This is a genomic window from Thermobifida cellulosilytica TB100 (assembly GCF_001517975.1).
Lineage (GTDB): Bacteria > Actinomycetota > Actinomycetes > Streptosporangiales > Streptosporangiaceae > Thermobifida > Thermobifida cellulosilytica.
Genome location: NZ_KQ950182.1, coordinates 65,511 through 82,195 on the forward strand (window position 1 = coordinate 65,511; position 16,685 = coordinate 82,195).

General features: G+C 71.4%; 15 protein-coding genes. 6 read left to right on the forward strand and 9 right to left on the reverse strand.

The window, feature by feature from the left end:
* Positions 1-186 precede the first annotated feature (186 nt).
* From murA to fbaA, 7 genes are all read right to left on the reverse strand, one after another.
* Positions 187-1,482 carry a UDP-N-acetylglucosamine 1-carboxyvinyltransferase gene (gene murA / locus AC529_RS10420; protein WP_068756122.1) on the reverse strand — a complete coding sequence of 432 codons (1,296 nt, stop codon included), beginning with the start codon at positions 1,480-1,482 and terminating at the stop codon, positions 187-189.
* Positions 1,483-1,870: 388 nt separating this feature from the next.
* Complete coding sequence (locus AC529_RS10425; RefSeq protein WP_068756124.1) at positions 1,871-2,794, reverse strand: phosphoribosylaminoimidazolesuccinocarboxamide synthase; 924 nt, start codon at positions 2,792-2,794, stop codon at positions 1,871-1,873.
* An 84-nt stretch (positions 2,795-2,878) separates the two neighbouring features.
* Positions 2,879-4,186, reverse strand: a complete 1,308-nt coding sequence (gene purB, locus AC529_RS10430; RefSeq protein ID WP_068756126.1) for an adenylosuccinate lyase — start codon at positions 4,184-4,186, stop codon at positions 2,879-2,881.
* Positions 4,187-4,345: 159 nt separating this feature from the next.
* Positions 4,346-5,599 carry a phosphoribosylamine--glycine ligase gene (purD, locus tag AC529_RS10435; protein WP_068756128.1) on the reverse strand — a complete coding sequence of 418 codons (1,254 nt, stop codon included), beginning with the start codon at positions 5,597-5,599 and terminating at the stop codon, positions 4,346-4,348.
* Between the two features lie 109 nt (positions 5,600-5,708).
* On the reverse strand, positions 5,709-6,992 hold the full coding sequence (locus tag AC529_RS10440; RefSeq protein ID WP_068756130.1) for an adenylosuccinate synthase: 1,284 nt from the start codon (positions 6,990-6,992) through the stop codon (positions 5,709-5,711).
* Between the two features lie 173 nt (positions 6,993-7,165).
* Positions 7,166-7,582: a DUF3151 domain-containing protein gene (locus AC529_RS10445; RefSeq protein WP_068756132.1), complete on the reverse strand. Its 417-nt coding sequence runs from the start codon at positions 7,580-7,582 to the stop codon at positions 7,166-7,168.
* A 103-nt stretch (positions 7,583-7,685) separates the two neighbouring features.
* Entirely contained in the window at positions 7,686-8,708 is a 1,023-nt protein-coding gene (gene fbaA, locus AC529_RS10450) for a class II fructose-bisphosphate aldolase (protein WP_068756134.1), read from the reverse strand.
* Between the two features lie 348 nt (positions 8,709-9,056).
* On the opposite strand from fbaA, the gene AC529_RS10455 reads away from it, so the two are divergent.
* Entirely contained in the window at positions 9,057-9,449 is a 393-nt protein-coding gene (locus AC529_RS10455; RefSeq protein ID WP_068756859.1) for a RodZ domain-containing protein, read from the forward strand.
* Between the two features lie 19 nt (positions 9,450-9,468).
* Here AC529_RS10455 and pyrE read toward each other — a convergent pair whose 3' ends face one another.
* Positions 9,469-10,002 (reverse strand): orotate phosphoribosyltransferase, encoded by a 534-nt coding sequence (gene pyrE, locus AC529_RS10460; protein WP_068756137.1) that lies wholly within the window; start codon positions 10,000-10,002, stop codon positions 9,469-9,471.
* Between the two features lie 52 nt (positions 10,003-10,054).
* Between pyrE and cutA the strand changes: the two genes are divergently transcribed.
* From cutA to AC529_RS10480, 4 genes are all read left to right on the forward strand, one after another.
* A complete protein-coding gene (gene cutA, locus AC529_RS10465; protein WP_068756139.1) occupies positions 10,055-10,399 on the forward strand; it encodes a divalent-cation tolerance protein CutA in 345 nt (114 codons plus the stop codon).
* Positions 10,396-10,989, forward strand: coding sequence for a hypothetical protein (locus tag AC529_RS10470; RefSeq protein WP_068756140.1), 594 nt, complete (start codon positions 10,396-10,398; stop codon positions 10,987-10,989). Before cutA ends, AC529_RS10470 begins: the two co-directional genes overlap by 4 nt.
* Positions 10,990-11,133: 144 nt before the next feature.
* Positions 11,134-12,705 (forward strand): NYN domain-containing protein, encoded by a 1,572-nt coding sequence (locus AC529_RS10475; protein ID WP_068756142.1) that lies wholly within the window; start codon positions 11,134-11,136, stop codon positions 12,703-12,705.
* Positions 12,706-12,738: 33 nt separating this feature from the next.
* On the forward strand, positions 12,739-13,296 hold the full coding sequence (locus AC529_RS10480) for a hypothetical protein (protein WP_068756144.1): 558 nt from the start codon (positions 12,739-12,741) through the stop codon (positions 13,294-13,296).
* A 773-nt stretch (positions 13,297-14,069) separates the two neighbouring features.
* Here the strand turns inward: AC529_RS10480 and AC529_RS10485 are convergent.
* The gene (locus AC529_RS10485; protein WP_232306688.1) at positions 14,070-14,393 is read right to left on the reverse strand and encodes a VOC family protein; all 324 of its coding nucleotides are present in this window, start codon (positions 14,391-14,393) and stop codon (positions 14,070-14,072) included.
* 510 nt (positions 14,394-14,903) lie between these two features.
* Between AC529_RS10485 and AC529_RS20500 the strand changes: the two genes are divergently transcribed.
* A partial coding sequence (locus AC529_RS20500; RefSeq protein WP_068756146.1) for a ribonucleoside-diphosphate reductase subunit alpha occupies positions 14,904-16,685 on the forward strand: 1,782 nt, incomplete at its 3' end.

Consider the following 16,685-nt stretch of genomic DNA (forward strand, 5'->3'; position numbering starts at 1 on the left):
GCTCCCCGCTACCATTTCATGCTCTGCACTGTGTGCGCCCACCGGTCCCGACCCATGTTCTTTCCATCGCGGCATTGCCGCGATCGTACCCATTGTTGAGTGCCAGTGAAGATCGTTTCTTCCAGAACGTCAAAACACGCGGGCGGGAAGGCTCCTTCCCGCCCGACGTGAATCCGACTTTCCAGGCTAGTTGACTTCCTCCCGGACGACGTCGGCACCCAGTGCCGACAGGCGGTTCGCGAACTGGGAGTGACCGCGGTCCACCGGGTAGGCGGGGGCCACGATCGTCTCGCCCTCGGCGACCAGGCCGGCCAGGATCGCCGCCGCGCCGCTGCGCAGGTCGTGCGCGATGACCTCGGTGCCGCGCAGCGCGGTGGGGCCGTGCACGATGGCGCGCGTGCCGTCCACCTCGATCTTGGCGCCCATCTTGTTGAGCTCGTCGGCCAGCGCGAACCGGCCGTCGTAGATGGCCTCGTGGATGTAGCTCTCGCCCTCGGCCAGCGTGGCCAGCGCCATCAGCGGCGACTGCAAGTCGGTGGCGAAGCCGGGGAAGGGCGAGGTGACCGCGTTGATCGGCCGCAGCGGCACCGACGGGTCGCGGCGCACCCGCAGCACCGCGCCCTGCTGGGTGAACTGGACGCCCATCTGCTCCAGCTTCCACCGGGCCACGCCCAGGTGGTCCAGGTTGGCCCCGACCAGGCTCACGTCGCCGCCGGTCGCCGCGGTCATCATCGCGAACACGCCGGCGTCGATCCGGTCGGACATCACGGTGTGCTCGACCGCGGTGAGCTCCTCGACGCCCTCGACCGTGATCAGGCCGGTGCCGCCGCCGCTGATCTTGGCGCCCATGCTGCCCAGGAACTCGATGACGTCGAGGACCTCGGGCTCCAGGGCGGCGTGCTCGATGACGGTGGTGCCCGGGGTGAGCACCGCGGCCATGATCAGGTTTTCGGTGCCGGTGTGGGAGGGGGTGTCGAGGTAGAGCCGGCCGCCGCGGAGGTTCTCCGCCTTCACGTTGATGTGGTTGCGCTCCGGGTCCTCGGTCACCTCGGCGCCCAGCCGGGCGAAGCCCCGGTAGTGGAAGTCGAGGTTGCGGCTGCCCAGGTTGCAGCCGCCCACGCCCTCGATGCGGGCGCGGCCCATGCGGTGCATGAGCGCGGGGACGAACAGTACCGACCCGCGGAAGCGGGAGGCGATCTCGGCGGGCAGCACCGCGCGCGAGCTGTCGCCCAGGGTGGTGGCGTCGATGACGATGGTCCGCTCCGCCTCGTGGAACTCGACCCGTGCACCCACGTACTCGGCGAGTTCCAGGGCGCGGCGGACGTCTTCGATGACGGGCACGTTCCGCAGGACCGTCCGGCCTTTGGACGCGAGCAGGGCCGCGCCGATCATCGGCAAGACAGCGTTTTTCGCGCCCTGGATGAAAGCGGTTCCGTTCAGGGCATGACCGCCGCGGACGCGGTAGCGAACCTCCTGGCCCATGCTCTTTGGCTCCTTCGTGAGGCAGAGGAATTCAAGGGTGGTCTCGTCGGTGTGACCGTGACTCTGGAGTATCTGATGAGGAAAGTGCGCGGCGGGTTCCGACGAAGGAGGCGGGGCAACCGGCTCCGTTGCGTCTTTGCGGCAACGCACTTTCCCGGCCGCTAGTGACTCGGTGTTCGCAGGCGTAATGGCATGGTCACACCACCTGTGCCCGGTGACTATGGTCTGGGCAGTTCTGTGACGTTTTCCAGCGCCCCGGAAGATGCTTCACACCTCTTCGGGGTGCTCGGGACGCTGAGCACCACTTTACGTCGCACCGGTGCGAAACGGGCACCATCCGCATGGGGCGGCGTTGCGCGATCAGCCACACCACACCGCCCCACCTGCGTCAACGGCGTACAGATCCGACAAAATCGGCGGTTCGGCCGGTCAGCCGTTCGAACACCTCGATGTACCTGGCGCGGGTGTGCTCCACCACGTCGTCGGGCAGCGGGGGCGGCGGCGTCTCCGAGGCGCGGTCCCAGCCCGACGCGGGCGAGGACAGCCAGTCGCGGATGATCTGCTTGTCGAACGAGGGCTGCGCCCGCCCCGGACGCCACTCCTCCTTCGGCCAGAACCGCGACGAGTCGGGGGTGAACACCTCGTCGGCGAGCACCAGCGACCCGTCGGCGTCCCGGCCGAACTCGAACTTGGTGTCGGCCAGCAGGATGCCCCGCTCCTCGGCGATGGCCCGGCCCCGCGTGTACAGGCCCAGGGTCAGCTCCCGCAGTTGCGTCGCCAGCGCCGAGCCGTGCAGCCGCGCCACGGCGTCGAACGAGACGTTCTCGTCGTGCTCGCCCACCTCGGCCTTGATCGCCGGGGTGAAGATCGCCCGGTCCAGCCGGGAGCCGTCCACCAGCCCCTCGGGCAGCGGCACCCCGCACACCGACCCGGTGGCGTTGTACTCGCTCAGCCCCGAACCGGTCAGGTAGCCGCGCGCCACGCACTCCACCGGCACCATGTCGAGCCTGCGGCAGACCAGCGTGCGCCCCGCCCAGTCGGCCGGAGCGCCCAGCGGAGGAGTGTCAGAGATCACATGGTTGTCCACGAGGTCGGACAACTGCTCGAACCACCACAGGGACAACTGGGTGAGCAGCCGGCCCTTGTCGGGAATCTCGGTGGGCAGCACCCAGTCGAAGGCGGAGACCCGGTCGCTGGCCACCATGACCAGCTCCCCCGACTCGGTGGCGTACAGGTCCCGCACCTTGCCGGTGTGCAGGTGGGTCAGGCCGGGAACCTCGACGGGCACCGGCTTGTCGACAAAACCGCTCATGGTGGTCTTTCCGATCTGCGTGAGGACGCGCCGCCGCGCCGCCGGCGGGACCGCCGACGGCGCGGACGGCGCGGGAACGGCGGCTCAGCTCAGGTTCTTCAACCGGTCGAAGACCCGGTCCAGGCGGCGGACGAACCGCTCGGGGCGGCACACCTCGTCCAGCCTCGCCTCGTCCAGCTCCACGCCCTCCTCGGCGGCCCGCTCCCGCAGGGTCTGCCGGAACGCCACCCCCGTCTCCCAGGTGCGCATCGCCGCGGACTGCACCAGCGCGTAGACGTCCTCGCGGGACAGGCCGGTCTCGATCAGCTCGGAGACCACCGTGGAGGAGTAGATCAGGCCGTTGGTGGAGTCCAGGTTCTGCCGCATCCGCTCGGTGTCCACGACCAGCCCGCGCACCAGGCGGGTGGTCAGGTGCAGCAGGTAGTCGGTGGCGATGGCGGCGTCCGGCAGCGCGATCCGCTCGGTGGAGGAGTGGGAGATGTCGCGCTCGTGCCAGAGCGGGATGCCCTCCATGACCGGCACGATCTGGGCGCGCACGATCCGCGCCATGCCGCAGATGCGCTCCGACAGGATCGGGTTCTTCTTGTGGGGCATGGCGCTGGAGCCCTTCTGCCCCTTGCCGAACGGCTCCCACAGCTCCCGCACCTCGGTGCGCTGGCCGTGCCGGACCTCCAGGGCGATCGCCTCGCAGACGGTCGCGATGACCGCCAGCGCGCTCACCCACTCGGCGATGCCGTCGCGCAGCACCACCTGGGTGGACACGTCGGCGGGGCGCAGGCCCAGCTTCTCGGCGACGTACTCCTCGACCTTCGGGTCGATGTTGGAGTAGGTGCCCACCGGGCCGGAGATCGCCATCACCCCCACGGACTCGCGGGCGCGGCGCAGCCGGTCGCGGGAGCGCGCCATGCCGAACGCGAAGTCCGCCACCCGGTGGCCCCACACGTCGGGCTCGGCGTGGATGCCGTGGGTGCGGCCCACCCGCAGCGTCTCACGGTGCTCCAGGGCGTGGTCGCGCAGCACCGCAACCAGCTCGTCGGCCTTGGCCAGCAGCACGTCGGTGGCCTCCACCAGTTGCGCGGCCAGCGCCGTGTCCAGCAGGTCGGAGGAGGTCATGCCGAAGTGCACCCACTTGGCGGCCTCCCGCGGCTCGGTGTTGTCGGCCCAGGCGGTCAGGAACGCGATGACGTCGTGCTGGGTCACCGCCTCGATCTCGGCCACCCGCTCGGGCGTGGGCGGAGGAGCCTGCCGGACCGGCTCCACCGCGTCGGCGGGGATCGTCCCGGCCGCCGCGTGGGCCTCCATGACCAGGGTCTCCACCTGGCACCAGAGCTCGTACTTGTGGGCGTCGCTGAAGACGCGCCCCATTTCCGGAAGGGTGTAGCGCTCGATCACCCCCCCATTGTCGCAGAGTGCCGGGAAGCGGGGCGGAGGGTGACGAGCTCCACGGGTCCCCGGGCGCGACGGCGCCGCACCGCGCCCGGTGCGGACGCGCCCGGGGGCGACGGCGCGGCGCCGTCGCCCCCGGCAGGCGGAACGGGCTGTCCGGGCGGCTCAGGCCTGCCCCAGCGCCGCCCGCTCCGCGATGTCGGTGCGGTAGAACGAGCCGCGCAGCTCGATCTTGGAGACCGCCTCGTAGGCGCGCCGCCGCGCCTCCGCCAGGTCGGCGCCCGAGCCGACCACGCTCAGCACCCGGCCGCCGTTGGACTTGACGTCCCGCACGCCGCTCCACGCGGTGCCCGCGTGCAGCACGTAGGCGCCCTCCACGGCGTTGGCCTCCGCCAGCCCGCCGATCAGGTCGCCCTTGGCCGGGGTGCCCGGGTAGCCCTCGGCCGCGACCACCACGGTCACGGCCGCGCCCGGACGCCACTCCAGCCCGGTCACCCCGCCCAGGTTCCCGGTGTCGGTGGCCTGGAGTAGCGCGCCCAGCGGCGTGGCCAGCCGGTCCAGCACCACCTGGGTCTCCGGGTCGCCGAAGCGGGCGTTGAACTCCACCACGCGCACCCCGCGCGAGGTCAGCGCCAGCCCCGCGTACAGCAGCCCCTGGTAGGGGGTGCCGCGCCGGGCCAGCTCCGCGACGGTGGGACGCACCACGGTCTCCATGACCTCGTCCACCAGGCCGGGCGGGGCCCACGGCAGCGGCGCGTAGGCGCCCATGCCGCCGGTGTTGGGTCCCTGGTCGCCGTCGTGGGCGCGCTTGAAGTCCTGCGCGGGCAGCAGCGGCACCGTGTTGCGTCCGTCGCTCAGCACGAACAGCGACAGCTCGGGGCCGTCCAGGTACTCCTCGACGACCACCCGGCCGCACTCCTGGGCGTGCCGTTCGGCGAGTTTCCGGTCCTCGGTGACCACGACGCCCTTGCCCGCCGCCAGGCCGTCGTTCTTGACCACGTAGGGCGGACCGAACAGGTCCAGCGCCTCGGAGACCTGGGAGGCGGTGCGGCACACCCGGGACGCGGCGGTGGGCACGCCCGCCGCGGCCATCACCTCCTTGGCGAACGCCTTGGACCCTTCGATCCGCGCCGCCGCCTGGTCGGGGCCGAACACCGGGATGCCACGCCGCCGCAGCTCGTCGGCGACCCCCGCCACCAGCGGCGCCTCCGGGCCGATCACCACCAGCTCCGCGCCGATGCGCGCGGCCAGCTCGGTGACGGCCAGGCCGTCGGTGACGTTGATGACGTGGTTCTCCGCCAGCTCCGAGGTCCCCGGGTTGCCGGGAGCACAGTGCAGGCTGGTCACACCAGGGTCGAGGGACAACGCGCGCACCAGCGCGTGTTCGCGGCCTCCGCCGCCGATCACGAGGGCTTTCACAGCAATGGACCCTATTGCTTTCGAGGGGTGACAGGGAAACGGCGCGGCTCCGGACGCCCCGGCGTGCCGCGCGGTGCCCGCCGGGGCGGTCCGCCCCGGCGGGAAGCGCCTACACGAGGGGACGCAGCTCCAGGGTCTGGTCGCGGCCCGGACCGACCCCGATGGCCGAGATCGGCGCCCCCGACATCTCCTCCAGCGTCCGCACGTACGCCTGCGCGTTCTTCGGCAGCTCCTCGAAGGAGCGCGCGCCGGTGATGTCGTCGTTCCAGCCGTCCAGGTACTCGTAGACCGGCTTGGCGTGGTGGAACTCCGTCTGGGTCATGGGGATCTCGTCGTGGCGCACCCCGTCGATGTCGTAGGCGACGCACACCGGGATGCGCTTCAGGCCCGACAGCACGTCCAGCTTGGTGAGGAAGAAGTCGGTGATGCCGTTGATCCGGGTGGCGTAGCGGGCGATCGGCGCGTCGAACCAGCCGCAGCGGCGGTTGCGCCCCGTGGTGGTGCCGTACTCGTGGCCCCTGGAGCGCAGCCAGTCGCCCCACTCGTCCTCCAGCTCGGTGGGGAACGGCCCCGAGCCGACGCGGGTGGTGTAGGCCTTCAGGATGCCGATGACCTTGGTGATGCGGGTGGGGCCGATGCCCGACCCGGCGCACGCGCCGCCCGCGGTGGGGGAGGAGGAGGTGACGAACGGGTAGGTGCCGTGGTCGATGTCCAGCAGCGTGCCCTGCGACCCCTCCAGGAACACGGTCTTGCCCTCGTCCAGCGCCCGGTTGAGCACCAGCGCGGTGTCGGCCACGTAGGGGCGGATCTTCTCGGCGTAGCCCAGGTACTCGTCGAGGATCCGCTCGATGTCCAGGCCGCGCCGGTTGTACACCTTGGTGAGGATCTGGTTCTTGTCGTTGAGCGCCAGCTCCAGCTTCTTGCGCAGGATCTTGGCGTCGAACATGTCCTGCACCCGCACGCCCGCGCGGGAGGTCTTGTCGGCGTAGGTCGGGCCGATGCCGCGGCCGGTGGTGCCGATGCGGCCCTTGCCGAGGAAGCGCTCGCTGACCCTGTCCAGCGCCCGGTGGTAGGGCATGATCAGGTGCGCGTTGGCCGAGATCAGTAGGCGCGAGACGTCGACGCCGCGCGCCGTCAGCCCGTCGAGCTCCTCGAACAGCACCGCCGGGTCGATGACCACCCCGTTGGCGATCACCGGAACCACGCCGGGGGTGAGGATGCCCGACGGCAGCAGGTGCAGGGCGTACTTCTGGTCGCCGATGACCACCGTGTGCCCGGCGTTGTTGCCGCCCTGGTACCGCACCACGTAGTCGACGCGGTCGCCGACCAGGTCGGTCGCCTTCCCCTTCCCCTCGTCACCCCACTGCGCCCCAACGAGCGTGATCGCCGGCATCGCCGTCTACCTCTTCATTCCTCGAGTCGGACCGAGACCTGCCCCGGACGTGCCGAAGCCCCTGGCGCAAGCAGCGGCAGGGGCTCTTGCACATAGAGGTTACACGACCGGTACGCCCCGGTCCGGGACGGAAACGGGCGCGGTGACCGGTGTCGTCGGCGGGCGGCGCGCGGTCAGCCCTGGAGCTCTCGGGCCGCGGTCTCGCTGCTCTCCCGCAGGAAGACGGCGCACCGCTGCGCCTCCTCGGTCTCCTCGATCGCCTCGGCGGCCTTGCCCAGGTAGTACAGCGAGCGCAGGAAGCCGCGGTTGGGCTCGTGCTCCCACGGGATCGGACCGTGCCCCTTCCACCCGCTGCGGCGCAACTGGTCCAGTCCCCGGTGGTAGCCGGTGCGCGCGTAGGCGTAGGCGGCGACGTCCTCGCCCGCCTCGTAGGCGCGTTCGGCGAGCGCGGCCCAGGCCGCCGAGTACGCGGGGAAGCGGGCCGCCACCTCGGCCGGGTCGGTCCCCGCGGCCAGGGCCTCGCGCGCCTCGGGCATGTCGGGAAGTTCGGTGGGCGGCGGGTCGCCCAGCAGGTTCCGGTTCAGCTCCATGCCCCCCATCCTGCCAGGGAGGGGCGGCACGCCGGCCGCGCACACGGAAGGACCCCCGGGGGGTCCGGCCCGGGGGTCCTCGTCCGGCGTCGCGGCGACCGTACTACTTCAGGCGGTTGCCGGCGGACTTGAGCTGCTGGGCGGCCTCGACGACGCGGGCGGCCATGCCCGCCTCGGCGGCCTTGCCGTAGGAGCGCGGGTCGTAGGCCTTCTTGTTGCCGACCTCGCCGTCGACCTTCAGCACACCGTCGTAGTTCTTCATGATGTGGTCGACGATGGGCCGGGTGAAGGCGTACTGGGTGTCGGTGTCGATGTTCATCTTCACCACGCCGTAGGAGATCGCCTCGTGGATCTCCTCGATGCTGGACCCCGAGCCGCCGTGGAAGACCAGGTCGAACGGCTTCTCCTTGCCGTACTTGGCGCCCACCGCGTCCTGGATGTCCTTGAGCACCGACGGGCGCAGCTTCACGTGGCCCGGCTTGTAGACACCGTGCACGTTGCCGAAGGTCAGCGCGGCGATGTAGTAGCCCTTCTCCCCGAGGCCGAGCACCTCGGCGGTGCGCAGGCCGTCACCGGGCGTGGTGTACAGCTTCTCGTTGATCTCGCCGACGATGCCGTCCTCCTCGCCGCCGACGACGCCGACCTCGATCTCCAGGATCGTGCGGGCCTCCTTGGAGGCGGCCAGCAGCTCCTCGGCGATCTGCAGGTTCTCCTCCAGCTCCACCGCGGAGCCGTCCCACATGTGGGACTGGAACAGCGGCTCCTGGCCCTTGGCGACGCGCTCCTTGGAGATCGCCAGCAGCGGGCGCACGAAGCTGTCGAGCTTGTTCTTGGGGCAGTGGTCGGTGTGCAGCGCGATGTTCACCGGGTACTTCTCGGCCACGATCCGGGCGTACTCGGCGAAGGCCACCGCGCCGGTGACCATGTCCTTGACGGTCGTGCCGGACAGGAACTCGGCGCCGCCGGTGGAGATCTGCACGATGCCGTCGCTCTCAGCCTCGGCGAAGCCGCGCAGGGCCGCGTGCAGGGTCTGGCTCGACGTCACGTTGATCGCCGGGTAGGCGAAGCCCTGGGACTTCGCGCGGCCGAGCATCTCGGCGTAGACCTCAGGCGTTGCGATAGGCATGGTGTTGACTCCCCTGATTGGCCTGGAGTGGTGACGGACCGGCCTCGGAAAGGCCCGTCACTTCGATTTTTTCACGACGGGTTCCTGACGGGGCAGCCGCCAGACGTCCCGCGGTGCGTGTCCGTCACGAAAAGGTCTAGACCACAATGCCGTGAACGCCCCCCGCGCGCAACAGGCGCCCCGGGGACACGCACCGTGCCGGGGCATGTCGGATCCGTCGCCGCCGAGGCCGTGCCGACGACGGAAGAAGGAAGAAGGTCATGCCCCTGTCGATTGTTATGGGTGATTCGCGCTACATTCAGCACCGTGGGACGACATCGCAATGACCCGAGAGGTATCGGCCAGGCGCTGGCGATCGCCGGAGCGATCGTGCTGCTGGTCATCCTCGTCGTGCTGGGCGGGTACTTCTTCTACCGGTCTCTTCCCGGCAACAGCGAGGTCCTGGTGCCCAACCAGTCCGGCGCCCAGCCCGAGTCCTCGTCGCCCGGCACCGCGGCCGAGGACTTCAAGGCACTGCACATCCGGGTGGTCGGGGAGGCCAGCGACGTGCTCGTACGCGTGCCCGGGGGCGACGTGCTCATCGACACGACCATGACCAAGGGCGAGTACGTCTCCTACGACGAGCCCCGCATGGACGTGACCCTGGGCACGCCCTCCGCGGTCGAGGTCCACGTCAACGGCGAGCCGAAGGACGTCAGCCAGGAGGAGCCCGGCTACACCTTCACCGTCGAGGCCGAGTAGCGCCCCGGCGCCCGGAAGGTCAGACCTCCAGGTCGTCCAGCGTGTAGGCGGCCCGGTAGACCAGCCCCTCTCCCGTGACCTTCTCCCGCGCGCCCCGGTCCACGATCACGGCCACGCCGACCACCTCGGCCCCGGCCTCCCGCAGCGCCGCGACGGCCGTCAGCACCGACCCCCCGGTGGTCGAGGTGTCCTCCACCGCGAGCACCCGGCGGCCGCGGACGTCCGGTCCCTCGATCCGGCGCTGCAACCCGTGCGCCTTGCCCGCCTTGCGCACCACGAACGCGTCCAGGCGCTGCCCGCGCGCCGCCGCCGCGTGCAGCATCGCGGTGGCCACCGGGTCGGCGCCCAGCGTCAGCCCGCCCACCGCCTCGTAGTCCAGGTCGGCGGTCAGGTCCAGCATCACCCGTCCCACCAGCGGGGCGCTCTGCCCGTCCAGGGTGATCCGCCGCAGGTCCACGTAGTAGTCGGCCTCGGCTCCCGAGGAGAGGACCACCCGACCGTGGACCACGGCCTTATCGTTGATCTGTCGCAGAAGCTCGTCACGGTCGCTCATGGCTGTCGAGCCTAGAGCGTGCCGGGACCGCCGGCAGTCGAGGGAGCGGGTTTTGACGCACAACGAGGACGCCGTCGGCCACGTGCGGGTCGAGGTCACCGCGGGCAGCAGCGAGGAGGCCCGGATGCTGGCCGACGCGGCGGTGGAGGCCCGCCTGGCCGCCTGCGCCCAGATCAGCGGCCCCATCACCAGCGTCTACCGGTGGGAGGGGCGCGTCCACGCCGACGAGGAGTGGCGGATCGTGTTCAAGACGGCCGACGACCGGCTGGCCGAGCTGACCGCGCTCCTGGTCGACCGGCACTCCTACGAGGTCCCCGAGATCGTCGCCGTCCCCGTCGAGGGCGGCAACCCCGAGTACCTCGACTGGGTCACCGAGTCCACCCGCCCCCGGCCATGACCGGCCCGCTCGACCGGTTCTGCCCGGTCCTGCTGCACAGCCCCCTGGGCGCGGCCGCCGACTGGGGAAGCCTGCCGGACGACCTCGCGGCCCGGGGCGTCGAGACCGTCGTCGTCGCGGTCACCGACGACGACCGCCCGCCGTACGCGGCCCGCTACGTGGCGCGCGCCTCCCTCCAGATCGCGGCCGCCGCCCCCGCCCGCCCGCTGCTGCTCGTGGCCGCCGGGGCGGCCGGGCCGCTGGTCCCCGCCGTGGCCGCCGCCCAGCGCGCCGCCCGCCGCACGGTCGCCGGGTACCTCCTGGTGGACGCGCTCCTCCCGCAGCCGGGCACCCCCACCCGGGCCGAGCTCGCCGCCGCCCAGCAGCACCTCGACCCGCCGGTGCGCCCGCCCGACTTCTTCACCGAGCCGCTGCCGATGACCGCGGACTGGCCGGACGCCCCCTGCGGGTACCTGCGCACCGGAGACGGCTACGCCCACTCCGCGCACCTGGCTGAGCTGCGCTCCTGGCCGGTACGCCGCAAACACGGGGAGCCGCTGGCGGACGCGCTGGAGGCGTTGGCCGCACAGGTGTGGCCGGACGATGTCTGAGCTCCGCCCCGGAGTCACCCCACAGAACGGACAGACTTGGCTAGGCTGTGGGCTGGCTCTAGTCTGGCCGAATCCGACTGTTGGACCAGCTCGGCCGCGTCTGCGCGTCCGAGGCCACCAGAACCAAGGAAGGGACGGTGTCACGTGGATCGCTGCGCGCTGTTCGTCGACGCCGGATACCTCCTGGCCGAGGGCGCGATGGCGGTGCACGGAACACGCGACCGCGACTCGGTGTCGTGGGACTACGCGGCGCTCGTGCAGCTCCTCAACGAGGTCGCCCGAGACCGCACAGGACTCCCCCTGCTCCGCTGCTACTGGTACGAGGCGGTCACCGACGGCCGCCGCTCCCAGGAGCAGGAGGGCATCGCGGACATCCCCGGCGTGAAGTTCCGCGCCGCCCGCATCCGCCCCGGTCGGCGAGAAGGCGTCGAGAACTATGTGCAGAAGGACCTGATCCCGCTGGCCCGCACCGGCGCCATCTGCGACGCCGTACTCATCTGCGGTGACGAGGACATGGCGCCCGTCGTCGCCGAGGCCCAGGAGCTCGGGGTCCGGGTCACGGTGGTGAACATCTCGATCGAGGGCAACTGGACCATCTCGCGTGCGCTGCGCCGCGAGTGCGACGACCTCATCGAGCTCGGCGCGGGACACCTGCGCCCGCACGTCAACCTGCTGGAGGCGGGGGCGGGTCCGGCCGACGACACCATCCCGTCCGGGCAGAACGGCCCGCTGGCCAACGGCCGGTCGCGTGCCAACACCGGCCCCTCGACCGCGCAGCCCGCCACCGCCCACCCCGGGTCGGCCCGGGTGGAGCCCGCGGCCATGGAGGCCATGTTCGCGGCGACGGGCGCGCAGGCGGCCGCCCCCGGCAGCGCCATGGAGCAGTTGCGGGCGATGCGCCAGAGCCTCGCCCAGCACCGCGGCGACCACCTCGCCGTGCAGAACCCCGCCGCCATGGAGCCCCGCACCGGCGGCCAGCCCTCCATGAACCCGGCTGCGGGCTATCCGGCGCAGCACGCCACCGGAGCCCACCCCAGCATGGCGGGCCTGGCCAACGCCCCGACCGGCGCCCAGCAGAGCCACGCCGCGGCTCCCACGGGAGCGTATCCAGCCATGCGCCCCCAGGGGTATCCGACCCCCGGACGGGGGCAGCCGGGCCAGGCCCAGACCCCGCCCCGGGACCCGGCGATGGGCGGCTACGAACGGGAGGCGCCACCACCACCGCCCAGGGAGGCTCCCCCAGAGCCGCGATTCGGCAACACTGGCGAGAATCCGGGATATGGGGGTAACACCGGCCCAAACCCTACTTTTGGGGCCAGTACGGGAACTGACGCCCGTTACCGGAGCGCGCAACGACCCCGCCAGGGGTTCGAGCCCGCTGCTGGCCCCCGCCCGCAGAACAACAACCAGACACCGCACCACGCTTACCCCGGCCCCGCACCGCGCCTGGAGTACGCACAGTCTGGCGGCCGTACGATCGAGGAGGCCGTCAGCATCGCCCACAAGGAGGGCAACGACTTCGCCGAGTCGATCGCCCGGGACGCCCCCGTGCTGTGGCTCGAAGCGGTGTTGGCACGCAAACCCCGCATGCCCTCCGACCTGGAAGCCCGTCTGCTCCAGGGCTCTGCGCTGCCCGTCGACTTCCTGTTACGGGACGAGGTCCGACACGCGCTGCGCCAGGGCTTCTGGGATGCTTTGGAGCGCTCCCGCGCGTGACCACCGGGGCCGCGAGCAGCAGGAAGGACCGCGATGACCCGCGTGACGACAGCAGACCTCGACCGGTTGGAGTTCCAAGCCGTACAGTCCGGGGACCACGCCGCGGTCGCCGAGCAGTTGATCGACCTGGCCAACCGGGTGGCGGCCGACAGCGAGATCTGCCGGGCCGAACTGTTCGTGCGCGCGGGGGAGCAGTGGCAGATCGCCCAGGAGGCCGAGCTGGCGGCGCGGGCCTACCAGCGGGCGATCGACGACGGCGGCGAGACCATCATCGACGCCCGCGCCCTCCTGGCCGGGGCCCTGCTGGAACTCGACCGGCGTGACGAAGCGTATGCCCAACTCGACCGGCTGAGAGCCGTCGGCGTCCGCAACCTCCCCACCTACATCCACGTCACCGAGACCCTGATGGCCCACGGCGACCTGGACAACGCGCACGCCTGGGCCACCCGGGGCGTCGAGTACTTCCGCCACCAGGACGTCTCCCCCTACATGCACGACCTGCTGATGGAGCTGCTGCGCATCCGCTACCGGATCCGCCTCGACCTGGGCCTGTCGGAGGACCAGATGGACCGGATGCTCGACAGCGACTGAGCCTGCGCCCGCCGGGAGGGGACGCGCCCCTCCGGACGGCGACACACCCACGGGGCCGGACCCTCCCGCACGGGAAGCGGCCGGCCCCGTTCTCGTGCCCGGCAGCCGGGCGGCGCCGTTCGCGTCGGGCCTCAGCGGTCCGCGTCCCCGCCCCCGTTCCGGGACAGCACGAACCCGCCCCGGCCGTGGACGGCCCGGTGGAGTCCCTCGGCCGCGAGGGACTCCACCGCCTTGACCGCGCTGTCCCCCGGGACACGCCGAACTCCTGGCGCAGTTGGTTCAGGCACGGAATGGGACGGCCCGGAGGGTAGCGGCCCGACTCGATAGCGGGCCACGAGGATCGCGGTCAACTGACGCCACACAGGGTCCATGCCCCCGTGGGCGATCGCGCTGTCAGGGCCGTATCCGGGTGGCAGGTCCGTGTAGACAGCTTGCACCGGCACGGGAAACGGAAATCTTTTGGGGAAGTTTGGAGAAATCCGAGGACTTCCTGAGAACAGTTCACACAGTTGGGTGCAGTTCGGGGGGACGACAGAAGGACCCGGCGGACGTGGGCGCGTCCCCGGGCCGTGGCGGAACGCCGCGCGGCCGGACGCGGGCGGGACGGACGGGTGGGACGGTTTCCGACACCTTGCGCGGCCGAGGGCGGCCCCAGAGGGCGCAGCACGGCGTCTCCGGGCCGCTGCCCGGGGCCTGGCTCACTCCGTGGCCAGCGGCGCGTACAGGTCCACGGCGTTGCCGTCGGGGTCGCGCACGACGGCGTAGCGCTGCCCTCACGGCGCGTCCCAGGGGGCGGCCACGCCCGGGTGTCCGGCACCGGTCAGCTCGGCGTAGGCGGCGTCCACCTCGGCGGGACTGCCGCACTCGAACGCCAGCCCGATCCGCCCGGCGGTCCCGTCCCCCTTCCAGTCCGGGGTGAAGGAGCGGACCACCTCGTCGGTGTCCCAGGCCAGCCGCATGCCTCCGGCGAGCGCCACCTCGACGTGCGGGGACGACTCCGCCCCGGCGGGCACGTCCACGCCCAGGCGCCGGTGGAACGCCAGCGAGCGGGCCATGTCGGAGGTGGTGATGCCGATGTAGTTGAACGTGACCGCCATGCCTCCAACCTAGGCCGCCCCGGCCGCCCCGCCCTTGAAGGAAACGGACACGTCAGCGGCGCTCCGCGCGGCGCGGGCGGCCGGACGGGACGGGGAGCGGCCTGCCCGCCCGGATTTCGGCCAGGCAAAGTCAAGCACCAACACACCATCATGTTGTGTCTCATTCGGGTGAGCACCACTAGATGATGTGTTGTAGAGTCATGCCCCGCCGACGGTTCACCGCGGGAGAGCAAGGCCGCGGTGACGGGAGGACGGCGTGTTCTCGGGCTGCCCGGAAACGGTGCACAGGGTCGAGTCCGCAGTCAGCCGCCGCTCCCGGGACAGGTCAGCGACAGCACACGACGACGCGGGGAGGAACGCGCCCGCGGCCCGCCGTCGGCAGCGCCCCCGGCGCACCCACGGGGCGGCCGGAGCCGCCGCGCAGCATCCCACGGACACACGCCACGTGCTCCTTCGGCATGCGCGCGGACCCCGCCCCGACCGGTTGTCACCTACCAGGTTGGAGCCACCTTGACCATCGACACGCACGTCGATTCCGCCGCGCCCGCAGCCGGTGTCCCCGAGGACCGGATCAGGCAGGTGGTCACCGAGGCGTGCCAGGGACTGCCCGGCGCGTCGGCGGAGAGGGTCATCGCGGAGGCCAGGCGCGGGCTGTACCCGGGCATCACCCCCGCAGAACTCGAACTCGCGCTGATCATGGCGGCGCGCGCCTTCGTCGAGACCGACCCCGACTACTCCCAGGTCAGCGCCCGGCTGCTGCTGGACAAGCTCCGCCGCGAGGCGCTGACCTTCCTCAGCGGGCGCCCCGACGAGGCCACCCACGCCGACATGGCCCGGCGCTACCCCGACTACCTGCGCGCCTACGTCGCGCGCGGCATCGAACTGGAGCAGCTCACCCCCGAACTCGCCGACTTCGACCTGGACCGCCTCGGCGCCGCGCTGCGCCCCGAACGCGACCTGAACTTCACCTACCTGGGCCTGCAAACCCTCTACGACCGCTACTTCCTGCACCACGAGGGCACCCGCTACGAGCTGCCGCAGGCGTTCCTCATGCGGGTGGCCATGGGCCTGGCGCTGCGTGAGGACGACCGGAACGCGCGGGCGGTCGAGTTCTACGAGCTGCTGTCCTCGTTCGACTTCATGTGCTCCACGCCGACCCTGTTCAACGCGGGGACCCGGCGTCCGCAACTGTCCTCCTGCTTCCTCACCACCGTCGGCGACGACCTCGCCGAGATCTTCCGCGCCATCAGCAACAACGCCCTGCTGTCCAAGTACTCGGGCGGCCTCGGCAACGACTGGACGCCCGTGCGCGGCCTGGGCGCCCACATCAGGGGCACCAACGGCAGGAGCCAGGGCGTCGTCCCGTTCCTCAAGATCGCCAACGACACGGCGGTGGCGGTCAACCAGGGCGGCAAACGCAAAGGAGCGGTCTGCGCCTACCTGGAGACCTGGCACATCGACATCGAGGAGTTCCTCGACCTGCGCAAGAACACCGGCGACGAGCGCCGCCGCACCCACGACATGAACACCGCCAACTGGGTGCCCGACCTGTTCCTGGAACGGGTGGAGAGCGACGCCCAGTGGACCCTGTTCTCCCCCGACGAGGTGCCCGACCTGCACGACCGCTACGGCGAGGACTTCGCGCGCGCCTACACCGCCTACGAGCGCGCCGCCGACCGGGGCGAGATCCGCGTGTTCCGCCGGGTGCGCGCCGTGGACCTGTGGCGGCGCATGCTCACCATGCTGTTCGAGACCGGGCACCCGTGGATCACCTTCAAGGACCCGTGCAACCTGCGCTCCCCGCAGCAGCACGTCGGCGTGGTCCACTCCTCCAACCTGTGCACCGAGATCACCCTCAACACCAGCCTCGACGAGATCGCCGTGTGCAACCTGGGCTCGGTGAACCTCGCCAACCACGTCGGCCCCGACGGGCTGGACGCCGAGCGGCTGCGCCGGACCGTGCGCACCGCCGTGCGCATGCTCGACAACGTCATCGACGTGAACCTGTACACCGTGCCCGAGGCCGAGCGCGCCAACCTGCGGCACCGCCCGATCGGCCTGGGGCTGATGGGCTACCAGGACGCGCTGTTCCGGCTGCGGCTGCCCACGGCCTCGCCGCAGGCCGTGGAGTTCGCCGACGAGAGCATGGAGCTGATCAGCTACTACGCGATCGAGGCGTCCGCGGACCTGGCGGCCGAGCGCGGCCGCTACGCCACCTTCGACGGGTCGCTGTGGAGCCGGGGCGTCCTGCCGATCGACTCGCTGGAGCTGCTCGCCGAGGCGCGCCGCGGC